Source organism: Neisseria sp. P0021.S005 (assembly GCF_051956955.1).
Genome location: NZ_JBQCWY010000424.1, coordinates 1 through 2639 on the forward strand (window position 1 = coordinate 1; position 2639 = coordinate 2639).

Consider the following 2639-nt stretch of genomic DNA (forward strand, 5'->3'; position numbering starts at 1 on the left):
TTGGCGCGTTTCATGTTGTCCGGAAAATTTGGTTTTTAGGCGTAAATATAACATATTCACCCCCATGCCGTCTGAAAAAACGCCCAAAATATGATAGACTTCATGCCGTTTTCCATCTTTCAGGCAACCATTATGAACCCGAAAAAACTCGTTATCGCCAGTCGCGAAAGCCTGCTTGCCATGTGGCAGGCAAAACACATCCAAGGCCGTCTGAAAGCCCTGTATCCCGATTGCGAAGTCGAGATTTTGGGCATGACCACGCGCGGCGACCAGATTTTGGACAGAACTTTGTCAAAAGTCGGCGGTAAAGGCTTGTTTGTCAAAGAGTTGGAGCAGGCTTTGTATGACGGCCGGGCCGACTTGGCCGTGCATTCGATTAAAGACGTGCCGATGGATTTACCTGAAGGTTTTACGCTTGCGGCCATCGGCGAACGCGCCAATCCGTTTGACGCATTTGTGTCCAACCAATACGCGCGTTTGGAAGAAATGCCCAAAGGCGCTGTCGTCGGCACATCCAGCCTGCGCCGCGAAGCCCAGTTGCGCGTGCGCTATCCGCATTTGGTTATCAAACCTTTGCGCGGCAATGTGCAAACCCGTTTGTCCAAACTCGATAACGGCGAATACGACGCGATTATTTTGGCTGCCGCCGGTTTGCAGCGTCTGGAATTGGACGAACGCATCCGCATGATTTTGTCGGAATCCGACAGTCTGCCTGCCGCCGGACAAGGCGCATTGGGTATTGAAATTGCAGCGCATCGCGAAGATTTGTACGAAGTCTTAAAGCCTTTGAACCACGATACCACACACGCCTGCGTTACGGCCGAACGTGCGTTGGCGCGCGCTTTGGGTGGAAGTTGCCAAGTGCCGCTGGCCGCATATTGCACTGAAGAAAACGGCTTGCTGACCTTGCGCGGCTTGGTCGGTCATCCTGACGGTTCGGTAATTTTGCAGGCGGATGCGCAAGCCCCTGCCGAATACGCCGATGCCTTGGGTCGTGCAGTCGCCAAAAAACTGGCAGATGATGGTGCGGAAGAATTGATTGCTGCCGTATTGCAAGAATAGGCTTAAAACAGCATAGATCATTTAAAAGGCCGTCTGAAACTTTCAGACGGCCTTTATTTTTTGATGCTTAAGGATTCATAATCCGCGCAACCAAAGCTTTTTCTTTGCCTTGCATATTCGGGATTTTGACCTGAATGCCGTTGCCTGGGGCAACATCGACAGGCTGGCCTTTGCGGGTCATTTGTTCCAATTTGATGGTTTGGTTGCCGCTCGGGTGGATGATTTCGAGTGAATCGCCGACAGCGAAGCGGTTTTTAACTTCGATTGTCGCCCAGCCGTTTTCATCAATTTCGGTAACGTGGCCGACGTATTGGCTTTGTTTGGCGGTGGAATGGCCGCTGAGGTAGTTTTGGTAGTCTTGAGTTTGGTGGCGTTCGAGGAAGCCGCTGGTGTAGCCACGGTTGGCGAGGCCTTCGAGTTCGCTCAACAGGCTGTAATCAAACGGACGGCCTGCAACGGCATCGTCAATCGCTTTGCGGTAGGACTGGGCCACGCGTGCAACATAATAGAGCGATTTGGTACGGCCTTCGACTTTGAGGCTGTCCACACCAATTTTTGCCAGTTTCTCAACCACTTCAATGCCGCGAAGGTCTTTGGAGTTCATGATGTAGGTGCCGTGTTCATCTTCCATAATCGGCATCATTTCGCCCGGGCGGTTGGACTCTTCAATCAGGAAAACTTTGTCGGCGTAGGGATGGCGTTTTTGACCATTGATGCCTTCAAAGTTTTGGTTGGCTTCTTCTTGAGCTTTTTCAAAGTTGAAACCTTGCAGAAGTTGGGCGTCGCCTGCATCGCTTTCAGTGGCGTTGTGAACCTTGTAGTCCCAACGGCAGGAGTTGGTGCAGGTGCCTTGGTTGGGGTCGCGATGGTTGAAATAGCCGGAGAGCAGGCAGCGGCCGGAGTAGGCGATACACAATGCGCCGTGAATGAAGACTTCGAGTTCGATGTCGGGGCATTCTTGGCGGATTTCGGCGATTTCTTCCATGCTCAATTCGCGCGACAGAATAATGCGCTCAACGCCGATGTTTTGCCAGAATTTCACGCCCCAGTAGTTGGTGGTGTTTGCCTGTACGGACAGGTGAATCGGCATTTCCGGCCATTTTTCGCGCACAGTCATAATCAAACCCGGATCCGCCATAATCAACGCGTCGGGTTTCATGGCAATCAAGGGCTCCATATCGGAAACAAAGGTTTTGAGTTTGGAGTTGTGCGGCAGCGTATTGACGGTCAGGAAGAATTTTTTGTTGCGCTCGTGCGCTTCTTTAATGCCTTGCTCGAGGACGTCGAGTTTGGCAAATTCGTTGTTGCGGGCGCGCAGGGAGTAACGCGGGCTGCCGGCGTAAACGGCATCTGCGCCGTAATCGTAGGCGGCGCGCATGCGTTCGAGGCCGCCTGCAGGCAATAAGAGTTCGGGTACTTTCATGTTTTATGCTTTTTAAAATGTTTTCAGACGGCCCTTAAGGAAAGAGGGAAGGCCGTCTGAAAGATGTTTGAAGAATGGGCGGATTATCCGCTGTTTTTGTGTTTCGGTCAATTTTGTGTCGGGTTTGCGCTTTGTTTTTTATACGGAAAATGTC

General features: G+C 51.6%; 2 protein-coding genes. One reads left to right on the top strand and one right to left on the bottom strand.

Annotated features, from left to right (window positions below):
- Positions 1-132: 132 nt before the first annotated feature.
- Positions 133-1062 (top strand): hydroxymethylbilane synthase, encoded by a 930-nt coding sequence (gene hemC / locus ACTHUE_RS15080; RefSeq protein WP_107848928.1) that lies wholly within the window; start codon positions 133-135, stop codon positions 1060-1062.
- Between the two features lie 67 nt (positions 1063-1129).
- Here the strand turns inward: hemC and trhP are convergent, their stop codons facing one another.
- A complete protein-coding gene (gene trhP, locus ACTHUE_RS15085) occupies positions 1130-2485 on the bottom strand; it encodes a prephenate-dependent tRNA uridine(34) hydroxylase TrhP (protein ID WP_004519683.1) in 1356 nt (451 codons plus the stop codon).
- Between the last annotated feature and the right edge of the window lie 154 nt (positions 2486-2639).